This window comes from Oceanobacillus profundus (genome assembly GCF_003515705.1).
GTDB lineage: Bacteria > Bacillota > Bacilli > Bacillales > Amphibacillaceae > Oceanobacillus > Oceanobacillus profundus.
Genome location: NZ_QWEH01000002.1, coordinates 397,958 through 418,757, shown reverse-complemented (window position 1 = coordinate 418,757; position 20,800 = coordinate 397,958). Strand labels below are relative to the sequence as shown.

The 20,800-nt window shown below is 38.0% G+C and carries 24 protein-coding genes; 7 read left to right on the top strand and 17 right to left on the bottom strand.

The window, feature by feature from the left end; genetic code table 11:
* Positions 1-172: 172 nt before the first annotated feature.
* From D1B32_RS05265 to D1B32_RS05245, 5 genes are all read right to left on the bottom strand, one after another.
* The gene (locus tag D1B32_RS05265) at positions 173-1,273 is read right to left on the bottom strand and encodes a GerAB/ArcD/ProY family transporter (RefSeq protein WP_118888797.1); all 1,101 of its coding nucleotides are present in this window, start codon (positions 1,271-1,273) and stop codon (positions 173-175) included.
* A 37-nt stretch (positions 1,274-1,310) separates the two neighbouring features.
* Positions 1,311-2,489, bottom strand: coding sequence for a Ger(x)C family spore germination protein (locus D1B32_RS05260; RefSeq protein WP_118888796.1), 1,179 nt, complete (start codon positions 2,487-2,489; stop codon positions 1,311-1,313).
* A 201-nt stretch (positions 2,490-2,690) separates the two neighbouring features.
* On the bottom strand, positions 2,691-4,127 hold the full coding sequence (locus tag D1B32_RS05255) for a spore germination protein (RefSeq protein ID WP_240033738.1): 1,437 nt from the start codon (positions 4,125-4,127) through the stop codon (positions 2,691-2,693).
* A gap of 330 nt (positions 4,128-4,457) precedes the next feature.
* The gene (locus D1B32_RS05250; protein WP_095309232.1) at positions 4,458-5,039 is read right to left on the bottom strand and encodes a superoxide dismutase family protein; all 582 of its coding nucleotides are present in this window, start codon (positions 5,037-5,039) and stop codon (positions 4,458-4,460) included.
* 106 nt (positions 5,040-5,145) lie between these two features.
* Complete coding sequence (locus tag D1B32_RS05245; RefSeq protein ID WP_095309234.1) at positions 5,146-5,340, bottom strand: hypothetical protein; 195 nt, start codon at positions 5,338-5,340, stop codon at positions 5,146-5,148.
* A 119-nt stretch (positions 5,341-5,459) separates the two neighbouring features.
* On the opposite strand from D1B32_RS05245, the gene kapB reads away from it, so the two are divergent.
* Positions 5,460-5,867: a kinase-associated lipoprotein KapB gene (kapB, locus tag D1B32_RS05240; RefSeq protein ID WP_095309237.1), complete on the top strand. Its 408-nt coding sequence runs from the start codon at positions 5,460-5,462 to the stop codon at positions 5,865-5,867.
* A gap of 81 nt (positions 5,868-5,948) precedes the next feature.
* Here the strand turns inward: kapB and D1B32_RS05235 are convergent, their stop codons facing one another.
* Positions 5,949-6,212 carry a phosphocarrier protein HPr gene (locus D1B32_RS05235; protein ID WP_095309239.1) on the bottom strand — a complete coding sequence of 88 codons (264 nt, stop codon included), beginning with the start codon at positions 6,210-6,212 and terminating at the stop codon, positions 5,949-5,951.
* A 212-nt stretch (positions 6,213-6,424) separates the two neighbouring features.
* Here D1B32_RS05235 and deoD point away from each other — a divergent pair, with 212 nt between their 5' ends.
* The 3 genes from deoD to D1B32_RS05220 all read left to right on the top strand — a co-directional run bounded on the left by deoD (position 6,425) and on the right by D1B32_RS05220 (position 8,442).
* Entirely contained in the window at positions 6,425-7,132 is a 708-nt protein-coding gene (gene deoD / locus D1B32_RS05230; protein ID WP_095309241.1) for a purine-nucleoside phosphorylase, read from the top strand.
* Between the two features lie 117 nt (positions 7,133-7,249).
* Entirely contained in the window at positions 7,250-7,843 is a 594-nt protein-coding gene (locus D1B32_RS05225; RefSeq protein WP_095309243.1) for a biotin transporter BioY, read from the top strand.
* 122 nt (positions 7,844-7,965) lie between these two features.
* On the top strand, positions 7,966-8,442 hold the full coding sequence (locus tag D1B32_RS05220) for a divergent PAP2 family protein (protein ID WP_095309245.1): 477 nt from the start codon (positions 7,966-7,968) through the stop codon (positions 8,440-8,442).
* Between the two features lie 81 nt (positions 8,443-8,523).
* Here the strand turns inward: D1B32_RS05220 and D1B32_RS05215 are convergent, their stop codons facing one another.
* From D1B32_RS05215 to D1B32_RS05205, 3 genes are all read right to left on the bottom strand, one after another.
* On the bottom strand, positions 8,524-9,189 hold the full coding sequence (locus D1B32_RS05215) for a stationary phase survival protein SpsC (RefSeq protein ID WP_118888794.1): 666 nt from the start codon (positions 9,187-9,189) through the stop codon (positions 8,524-8,526).
* Positions 9,190-9,350: 161 nt separating this feature from the next.
* On the bottom strand, positions 9,351-9,662 hold the full coding sequence (locus tag D1B32_RS05210; protein ID WP_095309249.1) for a YuiB family protein: 312 nt from the start codon (positions 9,660-9,662) through the stop codon (positions 9,351-9,353).
* Positions 9,663-9,828: 166 nt separating this feature from the next.
* On the bottom strand, positions 9,829-11,043 hold the full coding sequence (locus D1B32_RS05205) for an NAD(P)/FAD-dependent oxidoreductase (protein ID WP_095309251.1): 1,215 nt from the start codon (positions 11,041-11,043) through the stop codon (positions 9,829-9,831).
* 481 nt (positions 11,044-11,524) lie between these two features.
* Here D1B32_RS05205 and D1B32_RS05200 point away from each other — a divergent pair, with 481 nt between their 5' ends.
* The gene (locus D1B32_RS05200) at positions 11,525-12,511 is read left to right on the top strand and encodes an NAD(P)/FAD-dependent oxidoreductase (protein WP_118888793.1); all 987 of its coding nucleotides are present in this window, start codon (positions 11,525-11,527) and stop codon (positions 12,509-12,511) included.
* Between the two features lie 1,197 nt (positions 12,512-13,708).
* Here the strand turns inward: D1B32_RS05200 and D1B32_RS05195 are convergent.
* The 3 genes from D1B32_RS05195 to D1B32_RS05185 form a co-directional block, all read right to left on the bottom strand.
* Positions 13,709-14,065, bottom strand: a complete 357-nt coding sequence (locus D1B32_RS05195) for a HesB/IscA family protein (protein WP_095309255.1) — start codon at positions 14,063-14,065, stop codon at positions 13,709-13,711.
* Positions 14,066-14,128: 63 nt separating this feature from the next.
* Positions 14,129-14,995, bottom strand: coding sequence for a diaminopimelate epimerase (gene dapF, locus D1B32_RS05190; protein WP_095309257.1), 867 nt, complete (start codon positions 14,993-14,995; stop codon positions 14,129-14,131).
* Positions 14,996-15,010: 15 nt separating this feature from the next.
* A complete protein-coding gene (locus D1B32_RS05185; protein ID WP_095309259.1) occupies positions 15,011-15,340 on the bottom strand; it encodes a YuzD family protein in 330 nt (109 codons plus the stop codon).
* Positions 15,341-15,732: 392 nt separating this feature from the next.
* Between D1B32_RS05185 and D1B32_RS05180 the strand changes: the two genes are divergently transcribed.
* A complete protein-coding gene (locus tag D1B32_RS05180) occupies positions 15,733-15,957 on the top strand; it encodes a NifU family protein (RefSeq protein WP_095309261.1) in 225 nt (74 codons plus the stop codon).
* Positions 15,958-15,995: 38 nt separating this feature from the next.
* Here D1B32_RS05180 and D1B32_RS05175 read toward each other — a convergent pair whose 3' ends face one another.
* Both D1B32_RS05175 and D1B32_RS05170 read right to left on the bottom strand, forming a co-directional pair.
* Positions 15,996-16,961 (bottom strand): 2-hydroxyacid dehydrogenase, encoded by a 966-nt coding sequence (locus tag D1B32_RS05175; RefSeq protein WP_118888792.1) that lies wholly within the window; start codon positions 16,959-16,961, stop codon positions 15,996-15,998.
* A gap of 114 nt (positions 16,962-17,075) precedes the next feature.
* On the bottom strand, positions 17,076-18,044 hold the full coding sequence (locus tag D1B32_RS05170) for a YutH/CotS family kinase-like spore coat protein (protein ID WP_240033737.1): 969 nt from the start codon (positions 18,042-18,044) through the stop codon (positions 17,076-17,078).
* Between the two features lie 82 nt (positions 18,045-18,126).
* Here D1B32_RS05170 and D1B32_RS05165 point away from each other — a divergent pair, with 82 nt between their 5' ends.
* Positions 18,127-18,642 (top strand): phosphatidylglycerophosphatase A family protein, encoded by a 516-nt coding sequence (locus D1B32_RS05165; RefSeq protein ID WP_095309267.1) that lies wholly within the window; start codon positions 18,127-18,129, stop codon positions 18,640-18,642.
* A gap of 252 nt (positions 18,643-18,894) precedes the next feature.
* Here D1B32_RS05165 and D1B32_RS05160 read toward each other — a convergent pair whose 3' ends face one another.
* Genes D1B32_RS05160 through D1B32_RS05150 form a run of 3 tightly spaced genes read right to left on the bottom strand, consistent with a single transcriptional unit; the run spans position 18,895 to position 20,789 of the window.
* Positions 18,895-19,665, bottom strand: coding sequence for a 5' nucleotidase NucF (locus D1B32_RS05160; RefSeq protein ID WP_118888791.1), 771 nt, complete (start codon positions 19,663-19,665; stop codon positions 18,895-18,897).
* A gap of 40 nt (positions 19,666-19,705) precedes the next feature.
* Positions 19,706-20,341: a helix-turn-helix transcriptional regulator gene (locus tag D1B32_RS05155; RefSeq protein ID WP_095309271.1), complete on the bottom strand. Its 636-nt coding sequence runs from the start codon at positions 20,339-20,341 to the stop codon at positions 19,706-19,708.
* A gap of 10 nt (positions 20,342-20,351) precedes the next feature.
* Positions 20,352-20,789 (bottom strand): DUF86 domain-containing protein, encoded by a 438-nt coding sequence (locus D1B32_RS05150; protein ID WP_095309273.1) that lies wholly within the window; start codon positions 20,787-20,789, stop codon positions 20,352-20,354.
* Positions 20,790-20,800 lie beyond the last annotated feature (11 nt).

Below are 20,800 nucleotides of genomic sequence, written 5' to 3'. Positions count from 1 at the left end.
TGATCATGTGTTTTTTGCTAAAAAAATGGCGATCATTTTTTCCACCGCACCCAAGAAACAATAGAGAATGGAAGCGAAAGAATCAAAAAAAACACTAATAAAATCCATGGATACTCGATCACTACATCAGACTGCCATGGCCAGAGAAACCTGTTCATTCCATAACACTCCTTTATTTAGATGAGACTTTAGTAAATATCCTTCGTATGACAGTCACAACCAGCAATAGAAATGGTAAAACAATTAACAATGGAACCCATAAATGAAGGGGAAAAATATGAATACCGACATAGATATGTTCACTTAAATTTGTTGACATCGTCATTCCTAACATGTAGGTAATGATAGCTACAGGTAAAATTAGATATCGGCTCGAACTTAGATTCAATAACAATTGCATCGAACGAACTGCCGCAAAAAAATAAAGCGTTAATTTAGCAAAAGCAGTGAGAACCATAACTAAGCTTACGATTGCATCTAGGTTGTCAAGGAAATCAGCAATCGATATTTGTTGCATTAATGTATAAACGGGAAATAGGGTACGTTCTAAAATACTTTCTCCGAAGACGAGCGATTGCATCAGACTAAGTATAGCAATCGTTATTCCGGATACAATTGCTGCGATAATTGTTACCTTCATTACCTTTTCCGTTTCTTTGACTAATGGCCAAATCATTGCTAATGTTAATGTCTCCGCAAATGTTTGCGTGATACCTGTCGGCCATACGGCTGTCCAAATCTTTCCCCAACCTTGTCCAACCACGGGAAGGATATAGTTAATATTCACAACATCTGAAAAAAACAGTAGAATAACCTCAATCATGAAGATTATTAACACCATCGGTAACAAGTATTCGGTTAGTCGAGCGATAACTTCAATTCCAGATGAAACCCCATACAAAACAACTAATAAAAGCGAGAGAACAATGAACCATGATGGTGTCTGTGGAAGAATCGTAACAGGGATAATTGACTTTACATCGGCTAAAATTCGCCCTGCCACATACAAAAACAAAAGTGGATATAGCCAAGCAATCGGCATACCGATCCATTTTCCAAGTTGTGCCGGAAACCATTCCACAACTGTTAAACTTGGGTTCATTTTCATTAGAGCAATATACATTAAAATCAGCATAATTCCCAATGCAGTAGAGATTAGAATTGCTAGCCACGCATCTCTGCCAGCAGATGAAGCAAACCCAAATATTACAGATGAACCAAGCTGGAAAAACACTGTAATTGTAAAAAGCTGATACACCGATATTCGTTCCATAAGATCCTCCTAAGAACTTGACGGTAAAGGATTCTCCTTAATCTTTCTGATTTGAGAATATTATTGACTGGTTAGTAAACCCGGTACCCTTTATCTTGATTTCAGTTGCTATTACGATTTCAATTTCAGGAAAAACTTCTGCCCACTTACTTTTATACATATCATTCCACAGTTTGGGATTCGAACGATAAACCGCATGTCCAATGCCAAAGACATCTGATTGTAATTCTTTTTGAGCTTTATTCACCGTTAATTCAAGCCTTTCTTTAACCTCATCTTCAAACATTTTTTTAACCTTTTGAATATTTTCTGGATCATTCAAATCGAACGTTGAGGAGTTTTCAAAGATTTCTACTTCTCCATAGCTATCGACTTTTATTTTCACGTTATCCTTCGATACAGTTGGCTTAATCTTAGATGATACTTGCAGTATTTCTGCCCCTATTTGCCCTCCGCCTTCATTACCTGGAACTGTCAGAGATATCGCTCCAGATACAAATTCATCGCGCATCCATAAAAGACCTCGAGATTCTTTATCATCCATCCATCCTACTAATTTATCTCCCTTAAAGATTGCTGCGCCATTTAGCGACGGAACCATATCTGAGGAATTATTCTCTTTTTCTAATGGCTCACTTGAAACTTCTGAAGCAAAGGGTTCATCACCATCAGCTAACATGCGGGTCAAAAAATCCCTTACCTTAACTTCCAGCCCCGCCCCTCTTTTTTCTTGTTCTCTAATTTCCTCTGTCGTCATACTTTCAATCTGAGGTTTTAAGTTTAACTTATCATTTGCCTTTCCCTTCGCAAATAAAATTGTGCTACCTAATTGCGGTTGCCTGAACCTTGTGAAGAAATCAAGTACAGAAGAAACACCTTCCGTTGCCAACTCTTCCCCTATAATAAGCACATTACTCTGACCAAAGAAAACCTCTCTGGACAACTTCAACTGAATTTGTCGATATGCTTCCATAATATCTTGCCCCTCTTCCGAGACCACTATTGTTGTTTCAGATCCCCCAGATCCTTTACCAGCTTGAGGGCCAAGGTTTTTTGGAACTGCAATTTGTAAGCTAAGCAGAATATTTTTATTTTCCCCTTTATCAATTGCAATACCAGTGACTAAGGCGATATCAATTACCTCGGTCCTACCCCAGCAACTCGTAAGGAGTGGTATCATCACGATAAGTAAGATTAACCTACATTTTCGTTTCATATACGTTTCCTTTCCGCTTCGACATAAGTTGTTAAATGGTTAGAAAACTTGGCATTTGTCTATTTAGGCGAATGCCTTAGTTGCACTTATTCAGAGAGGCTTCCCTCAAAGTTGGATAGAGGTTTTGAAAAAAAGTCGGTTTTTTCACCGATTTCTTCCAATCTGATCTACTACATCTGGAAAGCCGCATTAGCGTTTTTCTTATTGATTCGGACCAGGACGTGAATTATGCTTAATACGATTCGCTTTATTTTTCCCTAGATAGCCTGGGCGCTTGTTCATCGCCCACCATGGTGCCCTAACAAATATATCCTTCAAATTAGTTGTATCCAACGGAGCAACTGGTGAAAAGTATGGAACGCCAAACGACCGGAGTCGTAAAATATATATTTGTAACGTTATCACACCTAAAAAAACTCCATACAGACCCATAAATCCAGCAAGAAACATCATTGGAAAGCGAAGAATTCGAATAGTGTTAGCTTGTTCATATCCTGGAATAATAAATGAAGCAATCCCAGTTGTTGCGACAATAATGACCATTGGACTAGAGACAATCCCAGCGTCAACGGCAGCTTGCCCAATTACTAATGCCCCGACAATACTTACAGCCGATCCTACTGCTCGGGGTAGGCGAACTCCAGCTTCTCGCAATCCTTCAAAAGCAACTTCCATAATTAACGCTTCAATAAGTGCAGGAAAAGGAGTGGCCTCCCGTGCAACAGCTAAACTAAGTAATAAACTGGTTGGAAGCATTTCCTGATGAAAAGTTGTCACAGCAACATAGAGCGATGGTAACAATAGGGAGATAATTAAAAACAAATAGCGTAACATTCGAATAAACGAAGACGTAATATAACGCTGATAATAATCCTCAGGACTTTGAATCAATTGAAAAAACGTTTGTGGAGCAATTAGGCAAAAAGGCGTATTATCAATGATAATGCCGACGCTCCCTTCTAATAAGCTTCCAACTACTTTATCCGGACGCTCGGTATGACCAACTAAAGGAAAAACAGAAAATGGGTTATCGTCGATTAACTCTTCGATATATCCACTTTCTAAGATAGCGTCAATATCTATTCGATCAATCCTTTCATGAATCTCCTGAACTAACGAATCTTCCGCAATGCCTTCGATATATGTAATGACGAGATCAGTTTTCGATAATCGTCCTACTTTTTTTTGTTCCATTTTTAACCGAGGTGTTTTCAACCTTCTACGGATTAAACTCGTATTTGTCCTTAAGTTTTCTGTAAATCCATCCCGCGGCCCTCGAACTACTACCTCCGACTCTGGCTGTTCAATTGCTCGTTTCTCCCATCCCTTTATACTAATAAATAATGCATCTGGCATTTTATCAATTAATAAAACCGTATTTCCCGATAAAATATGATCGGTAACATCTTGCAGTTTTTGACTACTAGTAACATCAGCTGTAGTAACAACTCGTTCTAACAGCTGTTTAATTGAAGTAATTCCCGCATTTAACTCCTGTTCATCCCAATTCAATAACGGTTTCAATACGTCGGAATCCATTAATTGTTGGTTGACAAGCCCATCTAAAAAAATAAGCATTCCTTTTTTATTCCCGATATGCAGCTCACGATAGACGATATCCGAAGATTTTTCGAACACCGCCTTTAACTCGTTTACATCATTCTCCAATTCACCTTTAAGTACTTCGCTTTGAAATGGACTCGACTGTTCTTCAAGAGGGTGTTCACTGTTAAAAAATTTAAATAGCTTATTAATACTTTTAATGATAATATCCCCCCTCTATCAATCATACAAATTATTCTTACCTGTTTTTGGGGTATTATGTATGGTGGTGTAACATTTATCCTGTTCAATATTTGTCACATTTCAATTGCTCATTATTTGTAGCCAAAAAAAACGGCTTGCTAATAAAATGGATAACAAGCCGATCGATTCTTTAATTTTTCTCATTCAATTAATATATTTCTACTATTCCTCTTGTTCCTCATTAAATTCTGTCGGGTCTGTTGGAGCATCTTCTGACTCCCCCGCTCCATCTTCTTTTTTAATCACACCACAAATAATTCTTGCTCCAGAATTCCCACTAGGCTGACTTACCCCATCATCTTGATTTTCTGTAACAATTAATGAGGTCCCACCTTTTTCAAAAAGCGAATTCTTCCCATCTAACAATGTCGCCTCTGCGAGCATTAGCTCTACATCAACAAGTCCTGCACCATCTGCTTCAATGTTCGGCAAATCACCAAGATGTGCACCATCCGGGTGCATAAGCCCATGCTCTTTCCCTTCCGGATCTAAATGATTTCCAGAGCTTTTAAAGTCCGGTCCTTTACAAGCCGGGTACTCATGAACATGAATTCCGTGAAAACCTGGAGCCAGCCCTTCAAGTGTAAGTTCGATTTGCACACCCTCTGCAGCTTCATTTAACAAAGCTGTTCCAACTCTATCTCCGGTGCCATTATACATTTCAACTGACTTACTCGTAATTTCATCGGAGGATTGGCAAGCAGTTAACAAAAGTAAGGTAATGAAAACAACCATAAAACGCATGTAAAAAATCTCCTTTTGCATTCCTTTATACTCAGTATTTGCAACAAGGTATTAATCTAAACAAAAAAGCCTCCTATTTTTAAAGAATAGGAGGCCTTGCTTTTACTTAAGTATGATCTGTCGTGTGTCGATTATTTTCCAATTGTTGCTGATACTGCTTATTAAATTTTCGTTCATCTTTTCTCGATTTTTTAACCATCAGGTACATTGCAACGACTGCTAAAATGATAAAAATTGTCAATGCAATAACAGCTGGAATATATTCCGTCTTATCTTCTGGAAAATAGAGAAACGGCATCATCAATCTTCACATCCTTCTCCATCAATTATAACAAACTTCTACTATTAGCCAACTAACAGAATTAAATATTCGCAAATTCGCCCTATTTTTGGCAAACTAGAGCTAAGGAAGGTGATTTGATGTCTGAAATTACAACTGGAAGTTTGGTAAAGGCGCATTACCGTTCAGGAACATATCTTGGTGTTGTAAATGAGCTTAGGGGCGAGAACTATCTGGTTGAAGTTCTAGCTGTCCAAAAACATCCATTACAGGGAGACCTACACAATTACGGAAAGCTAGATGACGTGTTTTTTCATGAACGAAAAGCATTAGCCTTTCACGAAAAAATGAACGTTAAAAAAGCAGCAGTTAAAAAGTATGAGGGTGAAATTCCAGACTACGGTAAATCTTTAAAAGAAGCAGTAGAGGAATATATGGAAAAACTAGCAGCAGAGGATATTCCATTTAACAAGTTGGCACGTCAAAAACTCGATAGTTTGGAGAATACGTATTACAGAAAATTGTACAATCAAAAAAATAAAAGCTAGAGATTAATATCATCTAGCTTTTTTCTGTACACTGTAAGCACCATACCTGTACAGTTTGTAGTCGCTTACCTTGTTTTCATCTTATTCACCTAAATGTTCTTTAATTACTTCAGCAACACCGTTTAATGCTTCTTCCTCATCATTTCCAGTAGCACTGATTTCGATTTCAGATCCTTTTGGTATACCTAGTGACATAACACCCATAATTGATTTTAAGTTAACTTTCTTACCTTTATATGAAATTTCAACCTCAGAGTCATATTGGCCAGCTTTATTAACTAATAAAGTTGCAGGTCTTGCATGTACACCAGTTTCAGCAGTAATTGTAAATGTTTGTGATTTCATTATAAATCATCCTTCCAAATCTATTTTATACTATTTTTTCAAACATTTATGTTATGTGATTCACATAAACCTACATCTATTATATACAATTACAGAAATTAATGAAAGAAATAAGCTAAAAAAAATCGTACACTGCCGAAATTTGTCTTTCATTACCTGTTATGATAACGTTATTTTGAAACGAAATGCTTCAGATACAAGGAGGAAATTAAATGAGTGTTCACATAGGTGCAAAACAGGGTGAAATTGCCGATAAAATTCTGTTACCAGGAGACCCGCTTCGCGCAAAATATATTGCAGAAACTTACTTAGAAGACGCTAAAGTTTACAACGAAGTACGTGGGATGTTAGGTTATACCGGAACATATAAAGGGGAACGTGTTTCTGTACAAGGTACAGGAATGGGAGTACCATCCATTTCTATTTATGTTAATGAGCTAATTCAAAGCTATGATGTCAAAAAACTGATTCGCGTCGGAACATGTGGAGCGATTCAAAAAGATGTCAAGGTTCGGGATATCATTTTAGGACAAGGCGCAACAACGGATTCACAAATGAACCGATTAATTTTTAATGGCATTGACTATGCGCCAATAGCAGATTTTGAGCTACTTAAAAACACGTATGATGCCGGCATTGAAAAAGGCCTTAACCTTCGTGTTGGTAACATTTTTACCAGTGATACATTCTATCGTGATAATGCAAAAGAAGTAAATGAGTTGCTTGCGAAGTATAATGTTTTAGCAATTGAAATGGAATCAACAGCACTTTATACTCTTGCAGCAAAATACGGACGCAAGGCTCTGTCTGTACTTACGGTGTCTGACCACATCTTAACTGGAGAAGAAACAACAGCAATGGAACGTCAAACAACCTTTAATGACATGATGGAAATCGCCTTGGAAGCAATTATTAAATAAAGCTATTTATTAGGACAGTCTTACCACAGGCTGTCTTTTCCATTGTCACCCAAACCTTTTATTGGTTGACAGTATATAAAGCTGCCCTTATTATTTTCTTATAAGGGGGGAATATCCATGAGATTACGTCCAATTGACTTAACGTTTGGTGCCATGTTTGTTTGTTTAATGGCAATCGGGGCGAATATTACTGTTTGGTTTCCATTTTTGGCGATTCCGATTGGAGGAGCAACCGTTCCTGTATCCTTACAAACATTCTTCGCTATCTTAGCTGGAATGATGCTGGGGAGAAAGCTCGGGTCCATTTCAATGGTAGTTTATGCCTTTCTTGGGGCAGCAGGCTTACCGATATTCGCTGGTTTAAAAGGCGGATTCTTTCAATTCATTAGTCCAACCGGAGGGTTTATACTTTCCTTTATTTTAATTGCCTTTTTCGTTGGCTGGATGACAGAGAATCGAAAAGCTCGTTCGATTCCATACTTTATCTTTGTTGCAATTATTGGTTTAGCGATTAATTACGGTGTTGGAACTACCTATATGTATTTGGCAATGAATACATGGCTTGATTTATCGATCTCCTATCCCATTGCGTGGGCAGGGATGATTCCGTTTATGATTAAAGATGCGATATTATCAATTGTTGCAGCTCTTTTCATGCTTAGTCTTGCCAAACGGATTCCTTCCACTTTAAGGAATGTAAATATACAATAATGTCTATGCTATAGACATCCGTTTACCTAGTCAATTCTCTATGGTAAAATAACAGCAATATGGCACCAGCGAATATGCAGGTTTGATCAGTAAATTGCAGTAGGAAGGATGTTTTATAGCTTATGGAGTTATTTTTAAATTTCCCTTTATGGGCAGCTTTAGCAGCAATTGTTTTTGCTCAAGTAATTAAAATTCCAATTAAATTGATTTTCACAAGAGAGTTCCAACCAGGCCTTGCATTTAGTACTGGGGGAATGCCAAGCAGTCATTCCGCTGCTGTCACTGCACTGACAACTGCTATCGGTATCATTGAAGGTGTCACATCCAGTGTATTTGCGCTTGCATGTATATTTAGCGTGATTACGATGTTTGATGCTTCCGGTGTACGCAGACAGGCTGGGGAGCATGCAGCTTTGCTCAATCGATTAATTAAAGACTTTCAATACTTTACAGAAAGTGCGAAGGATTGGAATAAAAAAGAAGAATATGAAAAGCGCAGAGAATTGAAGGAACTGTTAGGACACCAGCCGATTGAAGTTTTTTTTGGCGGGTTAACTGGAATCGGTATTGCTTTCTTACTCTATCCGTTCTTTCAATGACACATATTAATAGAGGATGCTTTTTGTGTTAACAATAAAAAACTCCCGCTCGTTAGATTTCGGGAGTTTTTTTGTAGTTCATTAATCTTCGTTAAATTGTTGCCTGAATACTTGCATGGCTTCATCTTCATTTAATTTAATGAGTTGTTCTTCTGTCAACTCACCATTACCCATTTCAACAATATAGACTTCTAATTCCTTTTTCCCCCACTGTGCGAATACATCATCCACCGTGTGGTAAAATAAGTCAATTTTATTTCCTTTTATTGCACTACCTTTGTCAGCAACAACACCATATCCGTAATCCGGAATATAAAGAATTGTTCCTATTGGATAAATCGTCAAGTCAGCAGCAATGGTAGAATACAAGTCTCGCTTTACTTTTACTCCTGAAAACGTAATTCCATATTCTGGATGCTCTTCCGTTTTCCCGGTTGATTCGATTCCGGCCGTATAACCAGTTGCTACTACTGTTGCAACAGGATATTGGTCAAAGTCAATTGCTTCCTCAATCGTTTGCTGCGATGCAATTTCATCGCTTGAAATATAACGTTGCTTCGTTTTTGAAACGTTTAATCCCTTATGTTTTAATGTTGTTTGTCTGAGCTCTGCTGCCTTTGCCGTCATCACATTACCCGACTTCGGATGTTCTTCCCCAGCATTTGAAATGATTGTCACAGCCTGAACAAGCAAAATCATAATTAATGTCAACATTCCAACATGCAAAATAAAATTTTTGATTTTCATAATAACACCTCTTGGATGTCATCATTTCCAATCTAGTAAAATTTTATTCATCAACCTATTAGAAAACTACTTAGCATGTCACAAACTTTTGAAAAGATTTCTTCATTTTAACTATGTACATGGGATTAAATTCATTTTATAAACAGTTGCTTAGTGGATTGTTAAAACATTTGATAGCCGCTTTTACGCAGGATTTTTATAACAATCCCTGAGACAATTGCTCCAGCAAGTCCGGAAGAAAGGATAAAGATATCAGCGATCTTTAAGCTCAACAATTCTTGTCCTAATTGTGAAAATGCAGCACTTGTATTTGTAAAATATTCCATTGTTGATAGTTTATCAATAATCATAATTACAACAAACGGATAAAGGAATGCCATTAGCCATGTCCTTCTTAATAGCATGTTTAATATGAATGCGATTCCGAAAAAAATGACAAAATATAAAATAATGGAAACGATTAATTGTATCAATCCAGTAACTCCCCTCATGTAATCGATGTTAGCATACAACTGTCATTTTATACTAAAACAGAACAAAAGCGCAAGCATCCGGGGACACTGGAGCTAGACGCAACAAAAAAAGCAAAGGTTCTGCGCTTCCTTTGCTTTTTTTTGTTATAGCTTACCTTATTTAATTCTAGTAAAAAATGTTAAATTTTCCTTTTTTCATTAAAAGACCAATACCGCCTAATTTAAGAAGGTAACGATTATCACTCATTTTTTTCATAACCGTTGCTTTCCAACCAAATAATTTGCGTCCTAGAACTTCAGCAATTGCATCATCATGACCAAGTGAAGCAATCGTACCTAATAGATTTGGCTCAAAAGATTGTAGCTGTTCTCCACGTACTGCCGCTCTTACATTATGCGCAACTGTGCCCGATTGCTGAATGGCAATTTGAGCTGTTGGAGGGAATGGTCTCCCTGTTTGCTCATTCATAATTAACGCACAATCACCAATGACAAACACATCATCATAATCTGGAGTACGCATATCTTTCCGAACTTCTACTTTGCCACGATTTGTTGCAAATCCAGACTGCTCAACAATTGAATTTGCCTTCACCCCCGCTGCCCAGACCGTTGTCATTGTCGGAATCTCGGTAATCTTTCCATCTTTTTCATATACAATACTATCTTCCTTACATTCCTTCAGCATTGCACCATTAATAAATTCAACACCACGAGCGGATAAGGAATTTACTGCATATTCTACAAGCTCTTCATCAAACCCTGGTAGAATTGTTGGTGCTCCTTCTACAACAATAACTCTGACTTGAGTTTTTTCAATGTCATATTCTGCACATAGTTCTGGAATTCGATTGATTAATTCACCGGCAAACTCTATTCCTGTGAATCCACCGCCACCAACAACAATATTCAGGCGTGCATCGTTTTTTTCGGCTTCATTATGATAATTCGCAAAGTTAAAATCCAGATGCTCTCTAACTAAACGAGCACTATTAATGTTATTAATCATTAATGCATGTTCTTCAAGTCCAGGAATACCAAATGTAGCTGATTCAAATCCTAAGCCAATAACGAGTACATCATATTTTAATTCTGTATTCGATAGTTTCACAGTTTTTTCTTCAGGCTTAATGCTAATCACCTCATCTAAAACAATATTGATTTTTCTTGAATTGATAACATCTTTTATTTTAATCTTTGTGCGGTCCGGGTGAAGTGTTCCTGCAGCATTTTCATGTAGCCAAGTTGCTTGATAGTGGTAATCATTTTTATTTACAAGGGTAATTTCAGCTTCGTTCATATGCATCGTTTTCTGTAGTTTCGAAGCTGTCATCATCCCACCATATCCTGCACCTAAAATTACAATGTGTGGTTTATTCATTCTTATTCACTACTCCATTATTTCAATTTACGTAGTCACCATAGGTCAATAAAACCTATGTGACATATTTCACTATTTACTCTTTGAAACATTGACATTCGTTAAAAGGATACTGAAGAAGGCGTTCTTACTTTCCTAGAACCCTCTTACTACATTGAAGTATAAGCCTCTTCCTGTTTGAACGCCTTAACTGAAAGACTATACTTTATTATTTGCCTATATAAAACCCGGGTTCAATCCAGATTCTCTTTTTCTATAATTATATTAAAACTAATTTGTCATCATTCTGTAATATTCCCTCATTTATATTAGCTTTTTTCAAGAATGTTTTCAACCCTATATGTTATTTTCCTAATTGTATATTTATTAACTGTTTTTCTTAAATACTCATAAAAACATTCTCAATTATACACTTCACGAACCGGTTGTGGTACGATAGAAATGTTGATATTTATCGAAATAAATCGGGGGTTTTTTTATCATGTCTGAACAAATCTATGATGTCACAATTATCGGATCGGGCCCTACCGGATTATTTACGGCTTTCTATGGTGGCATGCGCCAAGCAAGTGTAAAAATAATCGAAAGCTTACCACATACTGGTGGGCAGCTTACAGCCCTGTATCCGGAAAAATATATATACGATGTAGCTGGATTTCCAAAGGTTCGCGCTCAAGAGCTTGTCGATAGACTAGAAGAACAGGCAAACATGTTCAATCCTGAGATTGTGCTTGGCCAGGCTATTGAAACTGTTGAAAAGCTTGAGGATGACTCATTTAGATTAACTTCCAATACAGGTGAAGTGCACCTTACAAAAACAATTATCATTACAGCAGGAAATGGCGCATTCCAGCCACGTCGTCTGAATATTGGTGAAAGCGAACGTTTCGAAGGTATTAATTTACATTATTATGTAAAAGATATGAATCAATTTAAAGATAGAAATGTCGTTCTCTTAGGTGGAGGCGATTCTGCAGTGGACTGGGCACTTATGCTCGAAAAGGTTGCCAAGAAAGTGACACTCGTTCACAGGCGTGATGAATTCCGTGCACACGAACATAGTGTAGAGCAGCTAAAAGCTTCAACTGTTGAATTATTAACACCATTTACTCCTTCTGAAATTGTTACATCTGATAAAATCGATCAACTTATTTTCCAAGAGGTAAAAGGCGATCGAACAGTTGAATTAGAAGCAGATGATGTTATTTGTAACTATGGCTTCATCTCCAGCTTAGGACCTATCAAAAACTGGGGGCTCGAAATTGAGAAGAACAGTATCCTAGTTAACACGAAAATGGAAACAAATATTCCAGGAATCTATGCTGCAGGTGATATTTGTACTTATGAAGGAAAAGTAAAACTAATTGTTACTGGTTTTGGAGAAGGACCGACAGCCATTAATAACGCTAAAAATTACATCGATCCAAAAGCGCGTATTCAACCAAAGCATTCAACAGCAATGTTTTAATCTATATAAGTCACCCGAATTTGGGTGGCTTTTTTATGTGTTAGGCAGGGATTCGAGGGAGGGTTAGCGAATGAGCATTATATCTGATTGTGAGATGCGTTCTTGTTTAAAAAAGCTTTTACGACTCTATTTTCCATTTATACGAAAGATGCTTTGCTGAGAAGATTGCCTGCTTCCCATCCCCAAAGGGAGAGAATCGAACAAAATCTGAGTATCGCTTATGCAGGCAATCAAGGCGAACGTTCATTAGAATTCCATTTGAACTTTACCCGGATGATTATTACGCGATTTTCATCACCTCCGGCTTCCATGGATAAACGGTTACCATATCCAAATCGACCTATTGCTTGTTCCCCCTCCGTATATTTATTTTAGAAGTCAAGGATATAACGGGTGAGCTTTACTTCGACGATACTGCACAACAATTAATCCAGCAAGTCATCTTCTATATTACAGGCACCAAAAAATGCATCCCATATCTTTGAGTTTGTTGTTCCATCAGCAAATCTACCATTTAAAAATCAACAGCTTGAAAAGCCGCTTTCCTCCAAAAATTCTTCCCATCACCAGTTTGATGAACTAACCTCTCTACTGCTTAAAAATCACACAGCCTTAATCACCATTGAATTAGCGAAGTATCATATTCGCGATACGCAGTCAATCAAAGGTATTCTATGTAACCAACGTCCGTTGAAGCGAGAATGGGGAACTTGGAAATGCAATCGCTGCGGCTCAGAAAACAAGCTTGCACATATCCAATCCCTGATGGATTATCTGCTTCTAATCGTTCAGGAAATAAAAAACAAAACAAACACTTTAGAGATTTCGCCCTGCTGACGTCTAGGTCGATAACGTCGAAATTACTGAACATACTACCACTAAAGCATCGTGGCACCTATAAAAACCGAACCTACCTGCTTTATTTTGTGACACTATCAAGGCTAATCAACATGTAGAAGCATGCTTAGTTGGGCTTGGGATGTATTTTATGCGCCCCTTTATTGGCGTGAGTGGGTTGTGTTTTGGTGTTTGTGGATTTGGATCGTATTTGGTGATTGGATCATATTTTACTTTATTCAGATTGTATTCTCTCCTATTTGGACTGTATTTCATCCTTGTTCGATCGTGAGCAAAGAGAGGCCCACGTACCCTCTCCAGTCCACAAAAAACGGAGCACCAGTCAGCGCTCCGCAATCTTTAACAATCTCCTGGTGTTCCGACTTTATCCTTCGTACGGAAAGATGAACCACATCCACAGGATACAATAGCGTTCGGGTTATCAATTGCAAACCCGCCACCCATCATGTTTTGTTTAAAATCAATAGTTGTTCCTTCAATAATCGGAATGTCCTGATTGAAAAAAACTACTGGAATTCCATTTATATCTTCTACAACGTCTAATTCTTCATTTATATCATATTCAAACCCTAGTGAATAAGATAATCCGCTACATCCTCCACCCTTAATTCCAAAGCGCAGATGTGCACCCGCGGATTCTTCCTGCATCATCTCTTTGATTTGGGCGCTGGCATTATCTGTCAACGTAATGACCATTTTGACGGACCTCCTCATTTCAGACTATATATTAAGTATACAAAGAGAAATCAAGTTGTTCAACTATTTCTGCTCGGCATATTGGAATACGCCTGTAGCAATGACCTGTGCATCACCAGTCATCCACACGTTTCCAGCCTCATCCCATTTAATCGATAGATCACCGCCAGCTAAATGAACGGTGATTGTTTCGTTCTGATTACAATAATGATTTAAAGTTGAAGCAACCACAGCTGCACACGCTCCTGTACCACATGCTTGTGTTACACCAGAGCCTCGCTCCCATACACGAAAATTCAGTTCATGAGGAGAAACAACCTCAACAAACTCCACATTAACACCCTCTGGAAAACGCGAATCTCTCTCAATAACAGGACCAAGCTCATACAATGGTGCTGCATCAATTGCATCTACAAAAAACACTGCATGAGGATTCCCCATCGATACAGCTGTCACCTCTAATTTTTCACCATTCACGTCAAAAGGCTCCGCAACTACTTTAGGATCATCACTTCCCATCATAGGAATATTCACCCGCTTCAATTGTGGTTGCCCCATATTAATTGTTATTAGTTCTACCTGTTCTGCGTCATTTTCAGTCACTTCAGCTGTCACAATATTTGCTCGCGTTTCGATTGTGAATTTTTCATTTGACACAATTCCATGTTCATATGCATATTTCGCTGTACAACGGAGCCCGTTTCCACAGCTTTTCCCTTCCGAACCATCCTTATTAAAAATCCGCATCCCAACATCAGCCTTTTCGCTGGGATGAATTAATATCATGCCATCTGAACCAATGCCAGTATTGACATTTGCTAGCTTTTGAGCAAGATCGGAAAAGAGATTTTCTTCTATGTTAAATTGGAATAAATCGATATAAATATAATTATTTCCAAGCCCATGCATTTTGATAAAAGGTATTTCCATTAATACTCCTACTTTCTATGACTGTAGTTGTACACCGTACTTATCTAAAGATTGATAAATTGTTTTCAGGCGCGGAATTCCCTCTGCAACCATATCATCATTTACAAATACAATCGGATAAAATAAATCTTCTGAAAAAATTTGCTCTACGAATGTCTTATGTTTATCCACATCCTGTGGCTGATTAATATCAATGTATTCATATGTAATTGGGTCAGCAACATATTTTCTAGCAATCGCTGCTTGAAGCCATTCGTACGTATCCTTTGAGCCAGGAGCTCCCACACAGCTTGCACATATCTGCTCTGCTCCATAAACCGTTATGGTCACTTTTTTTGCATTCATACTCCCCCACCCCTTCTATATTATAGAGGTTGTTCAAAAAGTCCGGTAAAAATGACGCAAATCGAGATCAGGAGAACTTCGACTAAGTACCCACACGTCCTGTGTCGAACGTCGAAGTCACCACATCCTGTGAAGCTCGTTGGCTAGCTTTTCCGTTCCTCACATAATAATTGCATACGTTCCGGTACTCAAAACTTCGCCGCCTCGAACTTCTCGGTCCTTTTCATCTTCCTTTTGAACACTTACTTATAGTTTATCTTAGTTTCTTTTATTTTACAAAAACCTCGTAAAAAGATAAAATATAAATAACTGGATCTAACTTAATAAATTTTTAGATAGATTTTTATAGGTAGTCATTCTATAATAAGAGTATGGAAAGGGGTTAGATGGATATGCATGAACAAGTACAAGAAGTATTAAATAAATTACGTCCATTCTTACTACGTGACGGTGGAGATGTTGAATTAGTTGATGTAGATGAAGACGGTGTAGTGCTCGTTCGTCTTATGGGAGCGTGTGGTAACTGCCCAAGTTCTACAATTACATTAAAAGCAGGAATTGAACGTGCGTTAATCGCAGAAGTTCCTGGCGTTAAAGAGCTTGAACAAGTATTCTAATAATATATCCTTTAAGGCAGACTGATGTCTGCCTTTTTTTATTTGATTGGAGTTATCGGCTTACTCCCACGCAGAACTGCGCTGATGTTGTCCAAGCAAAGCTGAATCATCGTCGTGCGTGTCTCCACACTTGCAGATCCAATATGTGGCAGGCAGACGACATCATCTCTTCCAACGAACGGATGGTCAGATCGAATTGGTTCTTCACGAAAAACATCAAGGCCCGCCGCTCGAATTTCACCTTTATCCAACGCCTCTAGTAATGCATCCTCATCAACAACTCCACCTCGGGAAATATTAATGAAAATCGCGCTTGTTTTCATCTTTGCAAAAGCTTCTTGATTGAAAGTATTCGCCGTTTCCTCTGTTAGTGGGACAACGGAAACGATAAAGTCTGATTCACTCAATAGCTCATCAAACCCTGAATAAATAACACCGAGTTCCTCTTCAACTGCTGGTTTTCGATTTCGATTATGATAGCGAACGTTCATATTAAATCCAGTAGCACGTTTCGCAATCGCTTCACCAATTCTCCCCATTCCAAGAATTCCGATTGTTTTGTGATGAATATCAGCTCCTGCAAGGAGAAATGGAGCCCATTCATTCCATTTATCTTGTTCAATAAATGCACTTGCCTCAACAATTCTTCTTGCTGTGGCCATTAAGAGTCCAAATCCCAAATCTGCCGTTGTTTCGGATAACACATCCGGTGTGTTTGTAACAATGACTTGATGTTTACTCGCTGCATCTACATCAATATTGTCAAAACCGACTGCTAAATTTGCAACGACTTTTAGATTTGGCGCTTGTGCTAAAAGCTCTTCGTCCACGTTATCACTAAGTACAGTCAACAAGCCGTCTGCATGCCTCGCCTCTTCAAGCAGCACATCACGAGGTACACGTTCATCCTCCTTCTCCCACATGCGGAATGAAAAGCTTTCCTGGTACGGTTTTAATAATGTTTCTGGAATTTTTCTAGTAATATAAATTGTAGCTTTTCCCATACTGTCCCTCTCTTTACCAACTATTGTACTTGCGCAACGACTTGCAATCCAACATTTAAGCGTTCCGTATATGAATCGCTCTAGTGACCGATTAAGTCATTTTCTAATAAGCAATTACAACCAGTGTACCATAGGTATCCCCCACGTTTCAGCATCCACGCCTGTTATTTCAAAAAATTCACTCAAAAAACTTTCAAACACAGATTGCTGTTCAATTATTTTTTCTAAGCCTTTTATATCTGGTGTGGTAAAGCCTCGCTCAATAAAATCAAACAAGTGAATTGGAAAAAGCAAACGCGCATATACTAGACGCCAACCAAAAACTGAAATTGGTGCTACTTGTTGATAGTCATTTAAAAATGCAATTGTCTTTTCGACTTTATCATTATTTAGAATGACACTACGTATATATTCAGCAATATCTCTTGCTGGATGATCATATACAAGCTGATCTGTCCAAATAACTGGAAAATCCAATGATTCATAGCGATTAAACGTAATGGTTCCTTGATCCGTTTCAAGTATTCGCCGTTCCCGCTCACTTTCTTGCAGAAACTGAATTGCATTTTCACTTATTCCAATTATATATGGCAAAAAATTCATCAGCGCTCGATTATATTCAGACTGCTTTTCCTTTGCTTCGCGCTCAATTCCAGTCTCAAAAGCTGTTAATTTATCTATCCATAATGCTTTCCACTTCCCATAGCTCGATATTGATTTCGGTTCATAACCAAATGCTGTTCCAATCTGATGAAACTCAGCAAGTCGAATTCCCGCAGGCTTTGCGGAATATTCTCGATTATCTACTTGCTGCATTTGGATAACCATCCATATGTTTTCACCATAGGATGTAAACCATTCTCCTTGTAAATTCGGGATTGGAAGTGTCATTATTTCCACTGGTTGTTCCTTTAAAAAATAAGTTACTGCCGCTTGCTCAGTAAGAATTGTTTCCTTGTTTCTTCCTGAAATGGTAAAATAAATACTATCACCTTGCTTGTATCCTTCTTTATTTCCAAATAATATTTTCCGCTCTGGATGGATACGGTAATAAATAGCAAGCATTCCTGTTAGTGGCAACATGATCTCCCCTTTTTCTTCTTTTATTAAAGTGTATGAATGTACCAAAGATATTTTAACTATAATAATGAAAAGGTGATTTTAAATGGCGAAGTATACGAAAAAAAGCGAACTTGAAGTGAATGCAAGAAAAGCGTTAAAAGACCGCGGGGTTAAAGTAGAGGATATCGCTGAGCTTGTTTATTATTTACAATCAAAATATCATAACGATTTGTCTATGGATGATTGCCTGCACAATGTTGAGCGTGTATTAACAAAACGAGAGGTACAAAATGCAATTTTAACAGGTATTGAGCTTGATATGCTTGCAGAACAAAAGAAACTAAGTCAGCCATTGCAAAAAACCATTGAGACGGATGAAGGGCTTTATGGAATTGATGAGGTAATCGCACTTTCCATTGTTAATGTATATGGATCAATTGGTATGACCAACTTCGGTTATATCGATAAACAGAAGCCCGGAATTCTGAAAAAGTTAAACGATAAATCCAGCGGTGAAATTCATACTTTCCTCGATGATATTGTTGGAGCAATCGCTGCAGCTGCCTCAAGCAGATTAGCACATAGTGACGCAGATGCGCTAGATGATGTTGATGCATAATGCATAAAGAAAAGGAAGCTGGGACATTACAAAAGTGTTTAATGTTAAAGACGAACGATGCATAAGCTTAGCTTAGGAAATATACGTAGACTCCAGTGGGAGGTAAGGCATAGGTGAGACACCGTAGTGCGATAGCACAAAGGGGTTCACCAGCCGCCTCTGGATGCGCGAAGTATATTTCCGGAGTGAGTTATTTGCATCAATCATGTTCGGTTTTTATTTCAGAAAAAACCTTTTGTCTCAGCCTCTTTCCTAAATTTTATCAAGCCATTCTGTTAATTGGTGGACATAATATGTTGGCGGAATCTCCAAGCTATCTAAGTCTTCAAATGGAGTCACGCCAGTAAAAACCATTAATGTGTCAATTCCTGCACGGATACCAGCTGAAATATCAGTCTGATAATTATCACCAACCATCAATGTTTCTTCTCTCGTTAATCCCAATAGCTTAAGCGCCTCTTCCATAATTATTGATTCAGGCTTTCCAATAAATAGCGGATTTTCTCCAGTGCTAACCGAAACAACTGAAACGAGAGCACCGTTACCTGGAAGAAGACCACGTTCTGTAGGGATAGCGACATCACCGTTCGTAGCTATCAGCTTTGCTCCATTTCGGATAGCAAGACAAGCTTTTGTATATTTTTCGTACGTTATTTGGCGATCAATTCCCATTACAACAAAATCGCACTCCGTATCCGTAATAATCATTCCACTTGCTTCCAATGCTTCTAGCAATCCTTTTTCACCAATAACAAAACAGCTGGCTTTTTCCTTGATGGATTTTATGTAATTGGCTGTTGCAGTAGCAGATGTTACAATTTGATTGGCTGCAGCTTTAATCTCCATCGCATTTAATTTGTTCGCTACATCCTCTGGAGTTTTAGAAGAATTATTCGTGACAAATAAATAAGGGATCTCCTTTAAGTGGAGCTCATTAATAAATTCTGCTGCTCCTGCAATCGCTTCTGTTCCACGATACATTGTCCCGTCTAAGTCAATTAGATAACCTTTATAATCTCTCATATATTAAACCTCTTCTCGAAATAAAAAGAAGATGATCTAGTCACCTTCCATTCGGATTTTTTATTTTCCATTTACAAACATGATCACCCTGTGTAATAAAGGAATACGCACTGACTTCACTTCCAGGAAAGATTTCCTCATAGAGTTTTTGCTCGTTTGTACACATTTGGTGGTAGCACCTGGCAATAGCAGCTACCGGGCAATTGTAATTTCTAACCTCAAAATCTCCTTCAGCCACCTTCTCAACCTCCACCATATATCCCCTTTCATTTTGAACCCGAACCATTTCCGCCACTTTTTTATCCAGGTCGTCCTCCTGTATTACGTTATTCATATAGGCTTTTTCCCGTTCGCCATGCTTATCTAATAACGCACGTACAGCTTGAGGTCCGTGCAATTCTTCTAAATCTTCAAGGAGCTCCACTGGAATTGATTTATACTGATTCGGAAATGTTTCATGACCCTTTTGTGTAAGATCATACGTAAGATATGGTCTACCGAGCTTTTGCTTATGGGACTGCTGCTTAACAAAACCTTGCTGGACAAGCTCATGAAGTTGTTTTCTGACAGCGATTTCAGAAATAGTAAAATGCTCCATGATTTCAGTAATTGTAAGGTCATTGGCCTTTTTTAAAATAGTTAATAGTCGCTGTTTTGTTGGCGTGCGCTTACTCATAATCCCACCTTCATTCGTTAGAAAATGCGTTTGCTACTCCTAGCTCATTATTCAAATACGTCCTAATTCTGCTGCTAAACTGGCTCCAAACCGGATGATATCCGTGTATTGCCTCTAACAAAGCATTATGGTTTACTTTTGTATATTCCGAAACAAGCATTTTACGAAGCGATACGAACATTTTATATGCTCCTTCCTCATCCTGTGGCAGAACCTTTTCATCGACTAAAATATCAATGATATCATCATAGCTTCCCGGATCCCTCATAATAAATCCATCAATCATCATGTTCCCGACATCCAGCATTGATTCAATACTTACATGAACCATACGTTCCAAACTTAATTTATCTGTGAAGCTAGTAGCTTGATGATTTTTTAACTGTTCTAAGATTTGGTCTAAATATAAAAGCGTATTTTCAATTTTGCTACGATCCACGAAATACATACATATTCCCC